The organism is Parabacteroides sp. CT06 (assembly GCF_002257605.1).
Classification (GTDB): Bacteria; Bacteroidota; Bacteroidia; order Bacteroidales; family Tannerellaceae; genus Parabacteroides; species Parabacteroides distasonis.
The window spans coordinates 1,528,997-1,546,442 of sequence record NZ_CP022754.1 but is presented as its reverse complement, the minus strand read 5'-3'; the positions used below and the strand labels follow the sequence as shown (position 1 = coordinate 1,546,442).

The 17,446-nt window shown below is 50.6% G+C and carries 21 protein-coding genes; 6 read left to right on the top strand and 15 right to left on the bottom strand.

Annotated features, from left to right (window positions below):
• Window positions 1-4 precede the first annotated feature (4 nt).
• The 8 genes from wecB to CI960_RS23355 all read right to left on the bottom strand — a co-directional run bounded on the left by wecB (window position 5) and on the right by CI960_RS23355 (window position 6,404).
• Window positions 5-1,156 (bottom strand): non-hydrolyzing UDP-N-acetylglucosamine 2-epimerase, encoded by a 1,152-nt coding sequence (wecB, locus tag CI960_RS06760; RefSeq protein ID WP_005857894.1) that lies wholly within the window; start codon window positions 1,154-1,156, stop codon window positions 5-7.
• A 31-nt stretch (window positions 1,157-1,187) separates the two neighbouring features.
• Window positions 1,188-1,502 carry a serine O-acetyltransferase gene (locus CI960_RS06755; RefSeq protein WP_198285346.1) on the bottom strand — a complete coding sequence of 105 codons (315 nt, stop codon included), beginning with the start codon at window positions 1,500-1,502 and terminating at the stop codon, window positions 1,188-1,190.
• Window position 1,503: 1 nt separating this feature from the next.
• A complete protein-coding gene (locus CI960_RS23360) occupies window positions 1,504-1,743 on the bottom strand; it encodes a hypothetical protein (RefSeq protein ID WP_182420001.1) in 240 nt (79 codons plus the stop codon).
• Window positions 1,744-1,746: 3 nt separating this feature from the next.
• On the bottom strand, window positions 1,747-2,922 hold the full coding sequence (locus CI960_RS06750; RefSeq protein WP_005857901.1) for a Coenzyme F420 hydrogenase/dehydrogenase, beta subunit C-terminal domain: 1,176 nt from the start codon (window positions 2,920-2,922) through the stop codon (window positions 1,747-1,749).
• A gap of 1 nt (window position 2,923) precedes the next feature.
• Window positions 2,924-4,039 (bottom strand): polysaccharide pyruvyl transferase family protein, encoded by a 1,116-nt coding sequence (locus CI960_RS06745; RefSeq protein ID WP_005857903.1) that lies wholly within the window; start codon window positions 4,037-4,039, stop codon window positions 2,924-2,926.
• Window positions 4,032-5,576, bottom strand: coding sequence for a lipopolysaccharide biosynthesis protein (locus CI960_RS06740; protein WP_036628973.1), 1,545 nt, complete (start codon window positions 5,574-5,576; stop codon window positions 4,032-4,034). The genes CI960_RS06745 and CI960_RS06740 overlap by 8 nt, the downstream gene beginning before the upstream one ends.
• 167 nt (window positions 5,577-5,743) lie before the next feature.
• On the bottom strand, window positions 5,744-6,235 hold the full coding sequence (locus CI960_RS06735) for a hypothetical protein (RefSeq protein ID WP_005857907.1): 492 nt from the start codon (window positions 6,233-6,235) through the stop codon (window positions 5,744-5,746).
• A gap of 13 nt (window positions 6,236-6,248) precedes the next feature.
• The gene (locus tag CI960_RS23355; RefSeq protein WP_154396107.1) at window positions 6,249-6,404 is read right to left on the bottom strand and encodes a hypothetical protein; all 156 of its coding nucleotides are present in this window, start codon (window positions 6,402-6,404) and stop codon (window positions 6,249-6,251) included.
• 16 nt (window positions 6,405-6,420) lie between these two features.
• Here CI960_RS23355 and CI960_RS06730 point away from each other — a divergent pair, with 16 nt between their 5' ends.
• The 4 genes from CI960_RS06730 to CI960_RS06715 all read left to right on the top strand — a co-directional run bounded on the left by CI960_RS06730 (window position 6,421) and on the right by CI960_RS06715 (window position 9,955).
• Window positions 6,421-6,990, top strand: a complete 570-nt coding sequence (locus tag CI960_RS06730; RefSeq protein WP_005857909.1) for a BT4734/BF3469 family protein — start codon at window positions 6,421-6,423, stop codon at window positions 6,988-6,990.
• A 61-nt stretch (window positions 6,991-7,051) separates the two neighbouring features.
• Complete coding sequence (locus tag CI960_RS06725; RefSeq protein ID WP_094582304.1) at window positions 7,052-8,857, top strand: DUF3987 domain-containing protein; 1,806 nt, start codon at window positions 7,052-7,054, stop codon at window positions 8,855-8,857.
• 118 nt (window positions 8,858-8,975) lie between these two features.
• Complete coding sequence (locus tag CI960_RS06720) at window positions 8,976-9,182, top strand: DUF4248 domain-containing protein (RefSeq protein ID WP_005857913.1); 207 nt, start codon at window positions 8,976-8,978, stop codon at window positions 9,180-9,182.
• A 305-nt stretch (window positions 9,183-9,487) separates the two neighbouring features.
• Window positions 9,488-9,955: an HU family DNA-binding protein gene (locus tag CI960_RS06715; RefSeq protein WP_005857915.1), complete on the top strand. Its 468-nt coding sequence runs from the start codon at window positions 9,488-9,490 to the stop codon at window positions 9,953-9,955.
• Between the two features lie 103 nt (window positions 9,956-10,058).
• Here CI960_RS06715 and CI960_RS23770 read toward each other — a convergent pair whose 3' ends face one another.
• Entirely contained in the window at window positions 10,059-10,181 is a 123-nt protein-coding gene (locus CI960_RS23770) for a hypothetical protein (protein WP_009274984.1), read from the bottom strand.
• A gap of 19 nt (window positions 10,182-10,200) precedes the next feature.
• Here CI960_RS23770 and CI960_RS23140 point away from each other — a divergent pair, with 19 nt between their 5' ends.
• Both CI960_RS23140 and CI960_RS06705 read left to right on the top strand, forming a co-directional pair.
• Window positions 10,201-10,296 (top strand): smalltalk protein, encoded by a 96-nt coding sequence (locus CI960_RS23140; protein WP_005855736.1) that lies wholly within the window; start codon window positions 10,201-10,203, stop codon window positions 10,294-10,296.
• Between the two features lie 18 nt (window positions 10,297-10,314).
• The gene (locus CI960_RS06705; protein ID WP_005857917.1) at window positions 10,315-10,761 is read left to right on the top strand and encodes an N-acetylmuramoyl-L-alanine amidase; all 447 of its coding nucleotides are present in this window, start codon (window positions 10,315-10,317) and stop codon (window positions 10,759-10,761) included.
• 49 nt (window positions 10,762-10,810) lie between these two features.
• Here CI960_RS06705 and CI960_RS06700 read toward each other — a convergent pair whose 3' ends face one another.
• The 6 genes from CI960_RS06700 to CI960_RS06675 form a co-directional block, all read right to left on the bottom strand.
• The gene (locus CI960_RS06700; RefSeq protein WP_005857920.1) at window positions 10,811-11,950 is read right to left on the bottom strand and encodes an MraY family glycosyltransferase; all 1,140 of its coding nucleotides are present in this window, start codon (window positions 11,948-11,950) and stop codon (window positions 10,811-10,813) included.
• Between the two features lie 14 nt (window positions 11,951-11,964).
• Complete coding sequence (locus tag CI960_RS06695) at window positions 11,965-14,424, bottom strand: tyrosine-protein kinase (protein WP_094582302.1); 2,460 nt, start codon at window positions 14,422-14,424, stop codon at window positions 11,965-11,967.
• A 37-nt stretch (window positions 14,425-14,461) separates the two neighbouring features.
• Window positions 14,462-15,259, bottom strand: coding sequence for a polysaccharide biosynthesis/export family protein (locus CI960_RS06690; protein WP_005857924.1), 798 nt, complete (start codon window positions 15,257-15,259; stop codon window positions 14,462-14,464).
• Between the two features lie 47 nt (window positions 15,260-15,306).
• Complete coding sequence (locus CI960_RS06685; RefSeq protein ID WP_005857927.1) at window positions 15,307-15,735, bottom strand: BT0820 family HAD-type phosphatase; 429 nt, start codon at window positions 15,733-15,735, stop codon at window positions 15,307-15,309.
• Between the two features lie 173 nt (window positions 15,736-15,908).
• Window positions 15,909-16,313 carry a hypothetical protein gene (locus CI960_RS06680; protein ID WP_094582300.1) on the bottom strand — a complete coding sequence of 135 codons (405 nt, stop codon included), beginning with the start codon at window positions 16,311-16,313 and terminating at the stop codon, window positions 15,909-15,911.
• Window positions 16,314-16,318: 5 nt separating this feature from the next.
• Window positions 16,319-17,431 (bottom strand): transcription termination/antitermination protein NusG, encoded by a 1,113-nt coding sequence (locus CI960_RS06675; RefSeq protein WP_005855726.1) that lies wholly within the window; start codon window positions 17,429-17,431, stop codon window positions 16,319-16,321.
• Between the last annotated feature and the right edge of the window lie 15 nt (window positions 17,432-17,446).

The following is a 17,446-nucleotide window of genomic DNA, read 5'->3' as shown; positions in this document are numbered from 1 at the left end:
TTAATTAAATGAAAGTTGAAACAATACGTTCACAAGCCAATCCATCCCCATACGGATTCACGGCATGCGACATTTGATTATAATAGGTCTCATCATCCAACAGACGGGATACTTCGCCCACGATTTTATCATAGTCCGTACCTACTAATTTTACGGTACCCGCATCTAATGCCTCGGGGCGTTCCGTAGTGTTGCGCATCACTAATACAGGTTTTCCTAATCCAGGGGCCTCTTCTTGAATGCCGCCACTATCTGTCAACACGATTGAAGATTTTTCCATTAGACTAACAAATACCAAATACTCTAAAGGTTCAATAAAGAACATATTATCCAAATCAGAAAGATCCTTACCAAACACTTCGTGGATCGGTTTTCGCACATTGGGGTTCAAATGCATTGGATAAACAAAGTCCACCTCCGGATATTTCTCGGTCAATGTCTTAATGGCATTACACATGCGGATAAAGCCCTCTCCGAAGTTTTCCCGGCGATGCCCTGTGATCAACACCAACTTCTTCCCATTACTTAAGCGGCCCACATCATATCCGGCACATTTTAATTCCATATCAAGCTCGATATCCAGAGCCTTGTCATTCTTAATTTTGTCCACCACCCAATAAAGCGCATCAATCACCGTATTACCTGTAACTATAATTTTATCTTCAGGCACATTCTCCTTGAGTAAATTCTTTTTGGAAAGCAGAGTTGGTGCGAAATCATACGTAGCGATGCGTCCTGTGATTTGTCGGTTCATCTCCTCCGGCCACGGGCTATAAATATCATTCGTACGTAATCCCGCTTCCACATGACCAACCGGGATTTGCTGATAAAACGCAGCCAGCGCAACCGCCATACTTGTTGTCGTATCACCATGTACCAATACCACGTCCGGATTCACATCCTTTAGCACATCACGCATTCCAATCAAGACCCGTGCGGTTACGTCATACAGATCTTGTCCTTGCTTCATGATGTTCAAATCGTAATCAGGCTTTATATTAAATATAGTCAACACTTGATCCAGCATTTCACGATGCTGACCTGTAACACACACAATTGTCTCGAATTGAGCCACTCTTTTTTGGAACTCCTTTACCAAAGGAGCCATCTTGATCGCCTCGGGACGTGTCCCGAAGGCTAGCAATATCTTTTTCATACTTCAATGATTTCCCTAACAGATAAACCCATCACACCCTGTGATAGGGATCTCCTGTATCTTTTATCTTGCGGGCAGGAACACCCACAATCGTTATATTATTCTCTGTAAAAGATTTGTTTACAACACTACCGGCACCAATCATCACGCCATTCCCTATAGTGATACCTCCAAATAATTTCGCTCCCGGGCCAATCCAGCAATTATCTCCCAAACAGGGTGCCTTTTTGTCCAAACTCTCCCCTATATTCACGCAAGCATGTATATCACACCATTTTCCGATGCGGGCTTTAGTGTTCACTACAATCGTCCCATAATGGTTAATACGCAGTCCATAATCAAACACGTTAATTGGAATTGAGAATCCTAAGCGTATTCCAAAGTAATGATGCAAAAAGCCCCAGAATTTCCGACGAATAAGGCGTGTCACCCCCCCCGTTAACATTTGTTAAGTACTCATGATATCGCAAGGCTATCTCAAACTTCCATATATCATCGCCCACCAGACATGGTCTTTTTCGTGTAATCCCTAACGCCTGTTTATCCTTCTCTAAATAAAGGCGTAAATCCTCTTTTGTTTGTATCATATCCTATAGTTTAATTAAATTTCTTACACCTTCTATCATCCCCTTTAGATGGATCTTCACGAGATCTTTCCGCAAACACATATCCACCGCTTTCGCTAAACCATATCGAGGATATAATCTACGGAACAAATCGTATTGAGGATGACGGGAACTAGGCCGTTGTAACTGGCCATTACCAACAATAGCCTCTTGCACCTCTCGAGGCTCATACGCCACCTCTTCTTTCATAACCTCAAATAAAACCCTTGCTTTTTCCGTATTGATAAACACCGCAGACACTCCTTTCCCTAATTCCATCCTGGCATCCTTACCCAATCCCCAAAAGTCAGACAACGTGAAATCACCTACACGAACCGCATAGGCATAAGGGCATTTATAACAACTCCCCCTAAAAAACAAGCCTTGAATAAATCCAAACATGTAGGGATCACGATAATACGCCTTCTTTGAAGGCGAATCCGAGTATGGCTGGTTCTTCAAGAAGAACCAGCCAAACTCAATCTTAAAAGATTGAGTTTGGCTGGACATTTTCGTCCGAAAACGGATAGAATCCTCTTGTAAATCCACTCCCTTTTTACGATAATGGTCTATATTATCATTTAATAATTGTTGTGAGGGCACCCCGTGACATACCAAATCTGCCGTGATCAAGTTATCATAGTCTTTTCTTAAATAAGTTTTTAATCCTCCAACCTGACAAGGTGTACCAACAAACAGAACCTCTTTCCCAACTTTCAAATCTCCCCGTATTTGTTTAAAGGTCAATCCTAAATCACTCTGTACATATTTAGAACCTTTCAGCAAGTCCAATTCCTCCATCCTTGAAATCCGCACATGCCTAACGTGACGTATATCCATACCAGAACAGCCATACACCACACCTCCCGTATTCAGCACATGCCGGGCAATCGCTGTAGCCGCTCCACCAGACGCACAAGAAAATAGTTCCCTCTCGCTCTTTACTGTGACCGCATAGCACTCTTTAGGAAAATACTTTTCCGGAGGATGATTGACAGGGCAAACAAAGCCACACAATCCACAATCCACACATTTCTCCTGATCGATAATAGGATATCGGAAACCACATACATCCTTTTCAAACTCTATCGCTTGATGCGTACAACTATTCACGCATGAAAGGCAACCCACACACAACTCTTTAGGGCAAATCTCTCGCATATTATCTTTCTAACGATTTTTTCAAATACGACAATGATCTCTCTCGCTCGATCGACATTCTCTCTTTCACCAAATTATAATCTATCCCAGGCAACGTAGGAATCACCGACAAACCGCTCTCATCCAAGAAATAGTCCTGTAAACCCAATTTTGAGAAAAGATTCTCTATACGGGAATTTTGGTTATTCTCCGCCTGTTCCCTAAAACGTTTCAACGTATAAAAACGTCTCTCGAAATGAATAGCGAAAATAGTCCCATGGAAAGAGTCCGTAAAAAAACAAGAGGCCCCCCTGATCGTTCGAAGGAATTCTATAGGACCCGCAAACAAAGACTCGTCCGAATACCCCAAATACCGTTTATCCAGCATAAACATCTTTACACGTAATCCTCTCTCCCTCGCAAAAGCCCTCACGTAATCCAAATAGACTTGATTGTATGTCAAAAAATAACATAACACATATGGAGAACTGTCTTCCGGGCTTACGTCCACTAGTTTTTCCCAGTCTTCAGAAGACAATAACAAGGTGGGATCCAGCACCACATCAACCGGCTTATCCATAAACCGACGAAGCAAAGCCGCACCCTCCTCCTCTCGGACAGACAGATGAGAAAAACGATCTAACAAGGGCTTTACCCATTCGCTCCATTCTTCCGAACAATCCCGTTGCCCAATGCTTGGCGCATAGGCCACCTTTTTCTTTTCCGTAAATCCCGCATAATAATAATCTTGTTTAGGTAAAATTGGCGACCAAATCTGATCGCTGCCACACACATAGATGTCATATCTCTGATCCAGATCCATTGAGCTATTCCAATCATCATCCACGCTCAAATAGCTAGATTTAAATGAGGCATACGCCGCCTCTATCTGACGCATGCCATATATAAAACAAACATCGTCCCTCTTGAGAAAATGATAAATCTTAGATACCACTTTACGTAACCAACAACTTTCTTTACGCAACGCACGAACCATCTTTTCGTCCGAAACAATGGAGCATGCATACCCCAATGAACGAACAACTGTTTGCAATGCATACGCCTGAAGGTAAGTTCCAAAATTAAAGTAAGAGATCCACGTGATGACCCCTACTCTCCTTTGCTTCTTATCATCCATTTTTCACTAAACGTTCTTTTATATTTATGATTCTATTTTCTACAAACGCCCGTTCCCCGGAAGTCAATCCCAACACATAGACAGCAAATGCCACCGAAACTATCGAGCAGGCGGTCATCGCAAACAATCGAAGCCATCCCTCCTCCATTCCAGAGTTGACCGCTAATGGAAGCAACGAAGAGATGAACAAGACTCTCAATACGGGAATCAGAACTTGCTTTGAATAAGCCGAGAGCACATTTATTTCAAACATACCAGCGATCAATCGGCAACGTATAATCACCAAGAGCATCGAAACAATGGAGTAAACCACAAAAATCATAAAAGGAGGATAACCTACTTTCAACGCCACATACGATAGGGGAAAATTCAAGAATAAGGTCAGAGAGACCACTATTTGGTAATTCCGGATCTTTCCATAAGCCTTAGCCAATGTAGCAAACAGACTTGAAAGAATATCCAATAAAGCATTGGCCACTACCAGCCTACAAAATGCAGGAGCTAATTCAGGTACCGTACCCAACCATCGACTTAAGATGAAATCCATTTCCAACACCAACGGATAAGCGATAAACAACAACAAGAAAAAAGAGAACTTCATTCCCCGATAGGCCAACCCCATCATACCCATCACATTACCTTGAGCATATTCCTTTATCAGTTGCGGATTGACCGCAGTCTGAAAGCTTCCCAAGAAACGATAAACCGCCGCCGACACTTGTGAAGAAATACCATAAGCCGCATTAACTACCGTTCCAAAAAAAAGATTCAACACAATATTTACCCCCTGAAGGGTAAATCCCCAAGCCATTTCCCCCAAGGCACTCCAAGAAGCAAATCGTGTCAACGAGCCAAACAACCGAGTATCCCAAATACATTGATAACGAATCTCTTTAAATGAGAGATGACACACCATCACATAAGCTAATGTAATAACAATAGTAGCCACCAACATCAATCCACCATAAAGAGCCAAACTGTCATAAGCGATCCAGCCTAGAAGAAAAGCGATCGCCAATTTTAACATCGTATCCACGATACCGATGTAAGCATACAACCCCATACGCTCATAAGCAATGATTAACGCAATAAATGGCACTTGTACGATTGAGAAACCACAAGCCAGCACACTACAATGAAAAACAGACAATGCCGAATCCATGCGATCTATAGGTATTACCATCTTACATCGCAAAAAATATATACCAGCCGTTTCCAATAACATCATCACCACAACCGCTATTATCCCGTGGATTTGCAAGGCCATGCTAAAGGCCCGTGACACTTTCTCATAGTTTTTTCTGCCCATCTCATAGGAAAGGAATCTTTGTATGGAAATAGACATGGAAGAACTGATAAATCCCAACAAAGCCACGATTCCCCCCACCACATTATAAATCCCGAAATCCTCTACCCCCAATACCTGTAGCACGATCCGGCTAGTGTACAGCGTCACCCCCATAATTAGGAGCATTCGCATGTAGAGGAATAGCGTGTTTTTCGCTATCCGCTTATTATTCTCTGACGTAGCTGACATAAAAATGAGCACATAAGACACGCTTACCCCGCCGATACACCAGCGGGACAAACACATCGAATATTTAGATTTAAAATGAGTTCAAGCGATATTTATAGAGATAGATCACTGGGACAAATCATTCAGCATAATACAAATAGCAGAGTTTCTAGGATCTCTCATTTATCTCACCCTTCCCCCAGCACATACTTCCTGATCCCATATCGAATGCTCGGTACATTCGCCCCGTTCACGAACGTGAGGTGAGGCAAAAGGGCGCTGATGAAGGCACGGCTCTTGACCAGCTTGAGGGGAGACGAGTAGTCGGCTAGGATCTCGTTGTAAAGGTCCGTCAATACCGTCTGGCAAAGGGTGACCGTGTCCGGGCAGGCGCATAGGCGGGCCTCGTAGACAAGACGGGTCGCCTCGTCCGGGATGAACAAGGCCAACGAGGAGGGTTCAGCCGTCACTGGAGGGGCAGGAGAGTTTATCGGAGGAGACGGAGACTCATGAAGTCCCGATTCCGCGGGCGTAATCCAACGTTCCGTCCGTGTCACCGTCCCGTCACCCCAATGGATGTTCTGGATAGCGATGGTGGCATTGGGCAGGATCTGCACGTTACCTCCATTGACCGTAAAGGCAGAACGTGCCTGTTCCGCCCGCTCTTGATTTTCTGTCATATCCGTTTTTAATTTAAGTGTTAACAATAATCACCCCTTTCACGGGGGTATATTTTATTTCTATCCTCATTTCATCCACCGTACGTCCGTTTCCGTACCCGTCCCGTCCATCGCTATTCCGGGAACGGGCAGGAATGCGTTCCTTTACCGGCAGTAACCGAATAATCAATTTATTTTATCCGATCATGAAAGAGTCTATCTTTTCCTTTTTCAACGCCCCCATCACCAATCAAGTACCGAACGGGGTCGTCTGTGTCAGTCAATTGCACGCCTATATCACCACCAGCGAGTGGCTGCGTGAGCGTACCGATCAGGTACGTGCCGCATCGAGCGACGAGAAACGGTTCAGGCGGCTGAAACAGAGTTTGCTACCCTATGTCACGCCCGCCGGTATCTTCTCCTACCGCAAGGAAGATCACTTGCTCGTGCCCTCGGGCGAGTTCGTCATCGACATCGATCACCTCTCCTCACCCGAAGAGGCGATCTGTTGGAGGGACACGCTCTTCGCCGATGAGCGGCTACGCCCCGATCTCTCCTTCGTGAGTCCCAGTACCACGGGAATCAAGCTCCTCGTACCCTATCGCCTGTCGATCAAGAAAACCGTAGAGGAGTCTTTCGACGAGGCGGTACGATTCGCTTGGGAATACCTTGAGTGGAAATACGGGCTGAAAGCTGATGCCACGAACGCAGACCTCTCACGGGCTTGCTTCCTTTGCCACGATCCCTCAGCGAGGCTAGGAGACCGGAATTGTTGACAGAGGACAAGTGACAGTTGGTAGTTATAAATCATTATTCACCATTCATTATTCATTCATCATGAACCCATTATCAGATCTGGAGCGGCTCGTTGCCGCCATCGAGAAACAGGGGGCGAACATCGCTCCCACCTATCAAGAGTATATGCCGATCGCCTTCGCCATCGCCAACGATTGCGGAAAGGCCGGCCGGACATTCTTCCATCGTATCTGCCGGATGTCGGAGAAATATGTCTCTACCGAGGCGGATAAGCTATACGACCATGCCCTCAAAGGAGGCAATGGACGGAATGGCTTGGGATCCGTATTCCACTTGGCGGACCTAGCCGGCGTGAGGCTGGACAAATCCTTGGCCGAGGCCGGGAAACTTTCAAACTTTCAAACATTCACGCCTCCTTCACACACGCACACGTGTACGCACGAGGAACAGTCCGTGAAAAATGTCCCGCCCGCCTTTCCGGAGTATCCTTGGCCCGCTTTCCTCAAGCGGATGATCGACCGGGGCGATACCCCCGCCCAAAAGGATATCCTCCTGCTGGGAGGTATCACCGTGTTGGGAGCGACACTCAACAAATCGATCCGGATATCGTACGGGCGAAAATTCTACTACCCTTGCCTGCAAACGTTCATCGTCGCCCCTCCCGCCTCGGGAAAGGGAGCCCTCGCTTGGACACGCCGGCTTGCCGAGCCGATACATGAGGCGATGATGGCGGACTACCGGCAGAGGCATAAAGCTTACCGGGAGGAGAAGAGCCGTTGGGACTCGCTGGGCAAGAAAAAATCCGATACGCCGGAGCCCGAGATGCCTCCCCTCAAGATGTTCCTTATCGCCGGTAACAATTCCGGCACCGGCGTGCTGGAGAACCTCATTGAGGCCGACGGCATAGGGCTGATCTGCGAGACCGAGGCCGATACCGTAAGCACGGCCATCGGCACCGAGCACGGGCACTGGAGCGATACCTTGCGTAAATGCCACGACCACGAGCGACTGGCTTTCAACCGACGCACGAACCGGGAATACCGGGAGTGCCCGGCCTCTTACCTCAGTGTCTTGTTAAGCGGTACTCCAGCGCAGGTACGGCCACTTATTCCCTCGGCCGAAAACGGGCTGTTCTCACGCCAATTGTTCTACCGGATGCCGCCTATCGATGAGTGGGCGGATCAGTTCGAGCAGGGCGACGAGGACATGGATAGCCTCTTCTCCGATTGGGGGAGACAGTGGAAGAAACTCGTGGACTACCTACATGAGAGGGTCAATGTCATACAATTCCATCTCTCCGACACGCAAAAGGAGCAATTCAACAGCTGCTTCGCACGCATATTCGGGCACGCCGGCCTTTCCTACGGATATCCGATGCGAAGCTCCGTGGCCCGGATCGCTATCAATATCTGCCGGATCGCTTCCGTGGTGGCCTTCCTACGATCGGTGGAGAGTCTCCTCATCCCACAAGCCATTCTCGATTCTCAATTTTCAATTCTCAATTGTCCCGGTCTCTCGCCTGCCCCCGAGATCCCGGAGGAGAACGTACGGGACGGTATCGTTCCTTCCCTAGAGTTACGTATCAACGATGACGATTTTAAGGCTGTCCTCTCGCTCGTGGAGCCGCTCTACCGTCATTCGGCGGGCATACTCTCCTTGCTTCCGTCTGACGAGGTGCCACGCTCTCGCACACCCACGCCCCAAGAGGCCCTCTTCGCAGCCCTTCCACTCTCTTTCAACCGACAACAGGCCTTGGAGGAAGCAGAGAGGAACAACATCCCCACCGCCACCCTAGATACCTGTCTCAAGCGAATGCAGGAACGAGGCACGCTGGAGAAGAACGGCCGGGGCGAGTACAGCTTCGGCGGCCGTGTCACCCATAAGTAATCCCGGCCTCCCTCACACCCCTATATAACGTACCCCACGGGCGTGTGTGTGTGAGGGGGGGACGAATGTTTGAAAGTTTGAAAGTTTCATTCTCCCAAATCTATAAATCATAAATCAAATGTTCTTGCCATTAAGAAAGTCCGCACTAGCGGCATCCTATTTCCCGGAGCTGGCCTCCCATCAAGCTTGCAACCGCTTACGTCGTTGGATCATTCGATGCACGGAATTGCACGACAAGCTGCTGGAGACGGGCTACCGCCCCGAGCAACGTATATTCACGCCCCGACAGATCAGATTAATCATCCACTACCTAGGAGAACCGTAAATTAGTTGACAGTTGCGCACAGAGGTAAATAAAAACAGCCTACTGTCACTAGTCAACTGTCAACTTGGATGGGTATTCTAAGATCTTTACAATGCCCATCCAAGGCTTCTTATAATGCCTATTCAAAGGGGCTTACGATAGGCAGCGTAAGAAACCGGCGGTTATCACTGCGTCCCATGTTAATTAATCGTTATTCCCTACCCCGGGCATCAATCGGCATCACCGCCCCTTACGGCGGAACCTATCTTTGTAACATTGATCAGCAAGCAATTAATTTTCTATTATTAATCTTTAATTATCAAACTATGCCACAAGCATTTCAAGCACGAAAGTTTTTTATCCCCAAGACGGATCCTAAGCAGGAGGTGTACAAGCCGGTTCCCTATTATTTCGGTACCCTGTCCACACAAGATGCGGCCGACCAGATCGCCGAGGAGTCTTCGCTCACGAAGGGTGACGTATTGAACGTATTGGATCGTTATCAGCGGTATGTCATCAAGAACCTACAGAAAGGTTACAAGGTGGAGCTGCTAGGGTTCGGAACCGTCTATAACCGCTTCGTCACGGAGAAGGGGGTAGCGACCGCCCCCGAGGTCAAGGCTACGCATATACGGACTATCGTGCCGGGATTCTCGCCTTCCTATACCATACTGAACGGGGCACGACGCTACTCGCTGCTGGGCGAGAAGACTTCGTTGCTCAAGGTGACGATACTCGGGACGCCGGTAGAGGAAGGGGGCGGTTCCGATTCTGAGTCGCCTGATGAGATCTGATGTGTCACTTTTGGCTTGACCCAAAAGTAACCAAAAGGTCAAGGCTGACGCTGACGGGCTACTTCGAGACCTACGCTCGCTGTCGCATCCCAACTCGCTTCGCTCAGACAGGGATGCTCCGGGCGCTCGCTGCGGTCTCTTCGCTTGACGCCCGTCCGCTGAGGCCGTCCAAAGGAAAGCCAAGCTTTCCTCTTATATCAGCCGGGATTCCTAATTCATAATTCATAATTTAAAATTCATAATTCATGAAAAAGTCCGTATGGAGTACCATTATCAAAGTGATCATCGCCGTAGCTACCGCCATCGCGGGAGCACTTGGCATCCAATCCTGTATTCTCTAATTTTCAATTTCAATTATCATGGGTAAGGTTTATTGTTTCTACCAGAATTACAGGGAGGTCAGCCTCCTTGTAATTCATTGCTCGGCCACACGATATGACAGGGATTTTCCTGTGGAGGCGCTCCGTTCATCGCACAAGGCACGGGGATTCGCCGATATCGGCTATCATTTCTATATCACACGGGACGGGGAATTACACCGCTGCCGGCCGGTCAATCAGATCGGGGCGCACGCAGCCGGATGGAACGACAAAAGTATCGGTATATGTTACGAGGGAGGACTCGACGAACAAGGCCGTCCAGCTGATACCCGGACCTACGCCCAGCGGTGTACCTTGATGGATCTGCTACGGCAATTACGAAGGGACTATCCGGAGGCACGCATCCTAGGACATTACCAATTAAGCCCTTACATACGCAAGGCTTGCCCTTGCTTTGACGCAAGGGAGGAGTATCTCGTCTTATAAAATAGATACCGGCTCGTCATTCACTCGCTAGATTGTCCGGTTTCACGACTTACTTTGTAAAAATACCCCCTATCTCTTTCAGCTCTTGCTCTTTATGATGCCTCGTTATGAAGCGGTTGATCGTCAAATGAAGGATAGACCATAAAACCAAGTTCAAGAGCAAGAGGTAGGTGGCGTTTACCTTCATGGCCAATAAGACATTCAATACGATGAAAAAAACAGATACGCACAGAATCGTCACCATCACCATCCGTACACGCATACCCGTACGAAGCAGCTTGTGATGGAAATGATTCTTATCGGGCAAGAACGGGTTACGATGATTACGAAGGCGATGAAGCACCACACGGATCACATCGAGTAAAGGGACCAAGACCGTGGAGAAAGCGATCACCATATAGGGATTTGGTAACTCCGGTAAGACTTGATTCGACACGCACAGATGGATGATCAGAAAACTGATCACGTAGCCCAGCGTAAGACTACCCGCATCACCCATAAAGAGCTTATGGCCACGGTTTGCGTTGCCAAAGACGTTGTAACACCAAAAAGGCATGAGGACTCCCAGCGTACAGATGGCCAACAAGGCGTAAACATATTGCATGCGGATAAAGAAGATCACGCTCAAGACCGACAGGGCGATACTGCACAAACCGGAGGCCAAGCCATCGATACCGTCTATCAAGTTAATGGCGTTCGTGATATACACCACGATAAAGACCGTGACGGGGATCCCCACCCAAGCGGGAACCGAGTACACACCGAACAAGCCTCCCAAGGAACCGAACCAATTACCGGACAGTACCAATAATAACGCCGACACGATCTGGACGGCGAACTTGTAACGGTAGCCAACACCCACTAGATCGTCGCAGACACCCACTAGATAGAGTAACGTCATGCCCACGAACAGAAAGAGATACTCATAGAGCATGTTGAACGACAGGCTCGATGAGCCCATATCCCAAAAGTACAGGCGGAAGCCTATCACAAGGAACATGGACATCAGGATCACCGGAAAAAACGACAGGCCGCCCAAACGGGGGACCGGCGTCGTATGTACCTTACGGGAATCCGGGACATCATATAACCGTTTCTTGTGGGAGATCACCAAGATCCTCGGGATGATCACCATCCCGAACAGCACGGAGAAAAGGAAGCCCGACAGTAGTAGTAATGTTATTTGCATGATTTGCGTATTAGTTATTTCTTCTTGTCACCGGCCTCGAAACCGTAACCATAGCCGTAGCCATAACCGTATCCCTTGCCGTAGCCGTATTTCTTGCCGTAACCGTAGCCGTAGCTGTTCTTGCGCTTCGTCATGTCCAAGCCGTTGATCACCGTCGCGAGCTTCGGGAACTTACGCTCACGCCGCAACACGTTGATGTAGCTGAAACCGGCCTTCGGTGTCACGTCCGCACGGCAGACGTACACGCACATGTCGGCCACACGACCGATGATCGCCGTGTCCGTAACCATGCCGATAGGGGCTGTATCCAAGATGACATAGTCGTAGCGTTCCTTCAACCGGGCGATAGCCTTCTCCAGCACGTCACGGGCGACCAGCTCAGTCGGGTTCGGGGGGATAGGACCGCCCGGGAGGATATCGAGGTTAGGGCTGATATCGGATCGCTGGACCATGTCGAACAACTCCACGTGATCCGGGTCGCTAAGGTAGTTCGTGATGCCCTCCATCTTACGGGAGATATTGAACACCTTGTTCAGGCCCGGCTTGCGGATGTCCATGCCGACCACCACCACCCTCTTGCCCAAGTAAGCCAAGCTCACCGCCAAGTTGCCAGCGACGAAAGACTTGCCCTCGCCCGGTTGCGTGGAGCTGAAAAGGATCACACGCTCGTCCTTGCCTAGCATGAACAAGAGGTTCGTGCGCAACCCCCGGAACATCTCCTCCATCAGGTCGTTCTTGTTCTCACGCACCACGATCGAGCCCTCACCCGTCTTCTTGACCAACGGGAGCTCCGCCAAGATAGCCACGCCCGTGATCGCCTCGACGTCCTCACGGTTCTCGATCTTGTATTTCAACAGGTCATGAAGGTAGACAATGCCCACCGGGATCGCCAGGCCCAAGATCAACGCCGCAAGCATGAAGACCATCCTCTTCGGGGCGACAGGACGCTCATCGGCGAGCGGCTCCTCGATGATGCGGCCGTTGTTTGCCGTGGCTGCCAGCGTGATGGCGTTCTCCTCACGCTTCTGCAACAGCATGACGTACAACGTGGCCTTGATCTCCTGCTGGCGGGAGATCGTCATGAACTCCTTCTCCTGCCTCGGGGCGTCGCTGATGCGGCTCTCGAACTTGCTCGCCTGACGGTCGATGTCCGCCTTGGCGATCTGGAGACCCTTCAAGACACTGTTCACCGTCGTCCTCACGTTGCGGCGCATAGCCTCGATGCCGGCGTTCATGTTGATGATGGCCGGGTTGCTGTCCGAAGAGGTGCGCAACAGGCGCTTGCGCTCGATGATCATCGTGTTGTACTGGTCGATGACAGAGGTGAGGTTTTGATCCCGCAGGCCCACGTTGGCAGGGATCACCTCGTCCATGTTCGCAGGATCGTCGATATAATTGCGGAGATACTGCACCAAGTTGATCTGCGTGGCGTTCTCCGTACGTTGTTGCTCATACCTCGAGCTTTCCTGCAAAGCCATCTGGGCGTCGCTCGTCAAATTCGTCAGGCCGGAGCGTTGCTTGAAGGCAGCGAGCTCGCTCTCCGTAGTGCCCAGCTCGCCGTTGATGATGCCGATGCGCTCCTCGATGAACTCAGCCGTCTTCTGCGCCACCTCGTTCTTCTCGTCGTTGGCGTCCTGGTTGTAGAACGACACCAAGCGATTGATGAAATCAACGCCTCGTCGCCTCACCGTGTTCCTCAAGGATACCTTGGCGATCGTCGTCGTCTTGGACGAGGGCGTCACGCTCAACTCCTTGCCGTAAGCCTCGGCAGTGGACGTGGGCGTATGGACGTGGGCCACCAGCTCGATCTCCCCGCCCTCCAACTCCGGTATGGAATCCATGCCCGTGAAACTGAAAACCCCCACGGGGGTGGGCAATATGGCGGGGAGCCTGTCGAAGCCCTGCTCCATCGTCTCCTCGTCACCCTCCTTGTCGATCTTGTACTCCGCTCTCACCGTTAGCTGACCCTCCTTCGTGTAGCGCATGCGCAGCTCGACGGGGGCCACCAGACGGTCCGCCTCCTCGGGGGTGATGAACACGTTAACGGGGGAGTTCTTGTATAACGGGGGGTTGAAGCCCAAGGCGTTCGACTCCTCCATGTCGATATACAGGCCCATGTCGTTCACCACCTTCTTGATCAACGTGCGGGACCTCAGGATCTCGACCTCGTTGTCGAAGTTGCTCGTCATCGAGAGCATGCCGAGGTCCTGTATGGCGGCAAGGCCGCTGGCGGCGTTAGCCCCCTTCTTATCGTCCTCCTTGATCAGCACCGACGACGTGACGTTATACACCGGCGTCTGGTAACGCAGGAAGACGTACATCCCGATGCAGCAGGCCAGCACGCTCGCCACGAACCAAGGCCAATAAACCATATACTTGAAAAACACGGCGTAAAGATTGATCTCACGATCCTCCCCCTCCGGATTGTTATTGTTATTATTATTATTGCTTGTATTTATACCATCGTCCACCATCTCTCTAAATTTTCAATTCTCAATTCTCTATTTTCAATTATTTAAGTATGTTCACCAACAGGCCGGCGATCGAGACCAAGATCGAGATCGAGCTCACCCACAACGTCGTGCTGTTTCCGATATCGGAGTTCTTCGCCTTCGTCTCGTTCGGCGTGACATAAAGGATGTCGTTCTGTTTCAAATAATAATACGGGGAGGTCACGATACCGGCGTTGTTCAGGTCAAGGTTGATGATCTTGCGCTTCCCGCTCTCGTCCTCGCGGATCAGCTTCACGTTGTCACGTAAGCCGTAGATCGTCATGTCGCCGGCCATCGCCAACGCCTCCAGAACGTTCACCTTCTCGTTGCCGATCGTGAAGCTGCCCGGACGGGCCACCTCGCCCAAGACCGAGATCTTGTAGTTCGCCATGCGCACCGTCACGATGGGCGCCTCCTTCAAGTAAGGCCTCAATCTCTCACGGATCAGGCTCTCCGCCTCGTTCTTCGTCAAGCCGCCGACCCTCAGCGTACCGATCACAGGGAAGTCGATCTCGCCGGAGTTGTTCACCAGGTATTGCTGCAACGTGGGCTGCGTCGTCGTGTTGATGTTCGTCAGGGCCGCGTTCAACGGGGTCTGCACCGTCAGGTTGAACGGGGCAGCCGCCTGAGGGTCCGTCGTGTTGACCGTGATGCTCAACAGGTCCTTCGGCATGATCTTGGCATCGTACAACGGGAGAATCTCCCCGAAATCGTTCACCACCTCCGGGTTCTGGAGGTAGGGCACGTTCTTGTAGGACGTGCACGCCGCCAGCAAAAGGGGCAGCGAGAATAGGAACAGTAGTCTTTTGATCTTCATGTTATCTTGTTATCATTTTTATTTCCTTGAACACGGATGACACGGACTTAACGGAAAAGGCGGGACAGGAAACCTTTGGGTTTCTCCGGCTCGTATTCCGACTCGTATTTATGTGTCAAGTCCTCATAGCTCAGTCCCTTGGTCACCATCTCGTAGATCGTGCCCCAGTCCGGGAGGCCGCCGAGGTTGCGGTCGTCGATGAAAACGTCCGCCTTCAGCTTGCGGGAGAAGTGGTTGTTCCGGTCTCTCTCCTCCTCCGGGTAGTCACGGTTCACCGCGTAGAACTCCAAGCCACGCTCACGGCAGAAGGACAGCGCCTCCTCCAAGAGCCCGCCCTCACGGACCGTCCAAAGGATCAGCTTATGCCGATCCGATTGCAATTTCCTCAACGTCTCGATGGCGAAAGGAAGCTCACGCCCGATCGCCGGATACTTGTGCTCGACGATCGTACCGTCGAAATCTACCGCTATTATCATCTCTTTAATTCTCAATTTTCAATTCTCAATTATAAAAGGGCCGGACCACCGGACGGCCGGAGTGGTATATGTTAAAGCGGGGTCAGCCTATCGGCCAAAGCCAAGGGGTCTCCTAGCCGCTAGAGACGGCCATTGCCATCCGGGGGATCCGACCGTTTCTTTTCTGCCCTTATCTAATTCTCGCTTAACCGGGGCAATCCCTCCACCTCGCCGGCGTGCCATTCACGGTAGTCCGCCAAGGGAAACCCGGGGACGGTCAATAGCTTGTAATCCGACCCGTCTCTTCTCAAGATATGCTTGCGGGTATATGAGCGGAGCGAGCGATCCGTAACGGACACCATCACGATCGGGAACGGGTAGGCGAACAGGCGCAACGGAGTGGTCTCGCTATCCGGGAACGCACGATGCAGCTGGTAGGCCGAACGCTCGAACGCTACCCAGTAGGGACCCGTGCAATACAGGTGTATTGAGTTTCGGTTCGCACGCTCACGATCCATGATCTCTGTCAAACGCTCACGCAACAGGTTCATCAGCCGGATGCCCGAAGGAACGCCGCATATGTCTCTCTTTTCTCTCATATCTTTTACTTATCGCCGTTCCCGTGCCCGAACCAACGGTCGTAATCACGTAAACGACGTATCAACACGGTCTTGCTCCTCTTGGGCGAGGCCTCCTCCATCCAAGGGTCAACCAGCTCGTGCGCCATGCGCTGGTAGAGGCTGCTGTCCGTACAGCCGTACAGCGTGACCAGCAACAAGGCACGGGATTGCCCCGCTTTTATCACGGGGAGCATACTGCGCACCGTGGCATGCAAACGATCGAACTCATCCTCATCGCCCAAAAGTTTATAGGCAGGAAGGAGCAACGAGTAAAGCTTGCAACGGATCACGTCGGTCTCACCACGGAGAGAGGCGTAGCCACACAGGACCTCACGGGCCAGACGGGCATCCTCATCCACTACCACGCCGGAGGCATGGTAACGCCCCAAGGCATCGTGCAAGCCCTCCGACAGACGGTCGTTGTCCAAATGGGTATACACGTGCTTGCCCCCCGTGTTCAGCTCGATCAACTCATACTCCCCAGCTCTCACCTCGAACAAGGGGACCCACAGACAGTCGAGGATACGCACCATCACGTCCTTATGCCCACCGCCCGGCTGCACCACCACCTCCGCCTCCATATTGGTAAAAGGGCCGGAGGTGATACGCACACGGTCGCCTTTCAACAAGCGGCCGCTATCTGGCACGTATACGGGAAGCTCGTTGGAGTAAGAAGCCGCGACCCAACGCAAGGTATCCATCTCACGATCCGAGAGGTACGGGAAATAAGACCGCCCGCCGGAGGAAACCCGGGGGAGGAAATTATACAGGGGAAGCGTACGCTTCAGGCGGAAGATCTCGTCCTCCGAGGCGTGGACGAACACGTAGTTGTACAGCAGGGGCCGTTTCGTGTTGACCATCTTGCCGCCCACCTTCCTCGCCTCGACATACGAGGGGGAGAAATACTCGAACAAGGCCTCCCCACGACGCTCACGGCGGGAAAGCTCAGCGTCCAGCCCCTTCGAGGGGCTGATCCTGTCACGCCCGCCACCGGCGGTAGGGAGCGTGAGCACGTACCAGCGGACAGCCTCTTGATCACGTCGCTTACGAACATGCGCCATGAACCTATCCGAGCACTTGCTTGTCAATATATCCATCTCTATGATTATCTT

Coding starts and splice junctions, on each gene's coding strand:
- wecB (WP_005857894.1), bottom strand. CDS start 1,156: ATGAAAAAGATATTGCTAGCCTTCGGGACACGTCCCGAGGCGATCAAG.
- CI960_RS23360 (WP_182420001.1), bottom strand. CDS start 1,743: ATGATACAAACAAAAGAGGATTTACGCCTTTATTTAGAGAAGGATAAA.
- CI960_RS06750 (WP_005857901.1), bottom strand. CDS start 2,922: ATGCGAGAGATTTGCCCTAAAGAGTTGTGTGTGGGTTGCCTTTCATGC.
- CI960_RS06745 (WP_005857903.1), bottom strand. CDS start 4,039: ATGGATGATAAGAAGCAAAGGAGAGTAGGGGTCATCACGTGGATCTCT.
- CI960_RS06740 (WP_036628973.1), bottom strand. CDS start 5,576: ATGTCAGCTACGTCAGAGAATAATAAGCGGATAGCGAAAAACACGCTA.
- CI960_RS06735 (WP_005857907.1), bottom strand. CDS start 6,235: ATGACAGAAAATCAAGAGCGGGCGGAACAGGCACGTTCTGCCTTTACG.
- CI960_RS06730 (WP_005857909.1), top strand. CDS start 6,421: ATGAAAGAGTCTATCTTTTCCTTTTTCAACGCCCCCATCACCAATCAA.
- CI960_RS06725 (WP_094582304.1), top strand. CDS start 7,052: ATGAACCCATTATCAGATCTGGAGCGGCTCGTTGCCGCCATCGAGAAA.
- CI960_RS06720 (WP_005857913.1), top strand. CDS start 8,976: ATGTTCTTGCCATTAAGAAAGTCCGCACTAGCGGCATCCTATTTCCCG.
- CI960_RS06715 (WP_005857915.1), top strand. CDS start 9,488: ATGCCACAAGCATTTCAAGCACGAAAGTTTTTTATCCCCAAGACGGAT.
- CI960_RS23770 (WP_009274984.1), bottom strand. CDS start 10,181: ATGAATTATGAATTAGGAATCCCGGCTGATATAAGAGGAAAGCTTGGC.
- CI960_RS23140 (WP_005855736.1), top strand. CDS start 10,201: ATGAAAAAGTCCGTATGGAGTACCATTATCAAAGTGATCATCGCCGTA.
- CI960_RS06705 (WP_005857917.1), top strand. CDS start 10,315: ATGGGTAAGGTTTATTGTTTCTACCAGAATTACAGGGAGGTCAGCCTC.
- CI960_RS06700 (WP_005857920.1), bottom strand. CDS start 11,950: ATGCAAATAACATTACTACTACTGTCGGGCTTCCTTTTCTCCGTGCTG.
- CI960_RS06695 (WP_094582302.1), bottom strand. CDS start 14,424: ATGGTGGACGATGGTATAAATACAAGCAATAATAATAATAACAATAAC.
- CI960_RS06690 (WP_005857924.1), bottom strand. CDS start 15,259: ATGAAGATCAAAAGACTACTGTTCCTATTCTCGCTGCCCCTTTTGCTG.
- CI960_RS06685 (WP_005857927.1), bottom strand. CDS start 15,735: ATGATAATAGCGGTAGATTTCGACGGTACGATCGTCGAGCACAAGTAT.
- CI960_RS06680 (WP_094582300.1), bottom strand. CDS start 16,313: ATGAGAGAAAAGAGAGACATATGCGGCGTTCCTTCGGGCATCCGGCTG.
- CI960_RS06675 (WP_005855726.1), bottom strand. CDS start 17,431: ATGGATATATTGACAAGCAAGTGCTCGGATAGGTTCATGGCGCATGTT.